A 327-nucleotide genomic window follows, 5' to 3' on the forward strand; every position below is an offset into this window, starting at 1 on the left:
AGAGATACCGCGATACTTAATTAGGTTTGTTAATAGCAAAATAGCAAAGTCCATTAAAATATTCATTTTGCAAAATTCCCGGTAAAGGAGGTAACTGTACAAAGTAACAAAATATTTATTTAACAGTTTGGTAGGTACATAAAAATATATTTGTATTTACGATGCGTTCCAGTATTAATTTAGTTGCGTCGACGTTTCTAAGCTTCACTTGTATGTTAAGAGATCGATCAACAGCTGACAAAGCAGCAGGTGTAATTCACACTGATTTTGAAAAGGGCTTTATAAAAGCAGAAACCATAAGCTTTGAAGACTATATAAAATATGGAA

General features: G+C 31.8%; 1 pseudogene. It reads left to right on the top strand.

The window, feature by feature from the left end:
- Nucleotides 1–227 precede the first annotated feature (227 nt).
- Nucleotides 228–327 (top strand): annotated as a pseudogene (locus ACJ5GX_RS06085) (DUF933 domain-containing protein); the annotation flags it as partial.

The organism is Wolbachia endosymbiont of Tuta absoluta, from assembly GCF_059414725.1.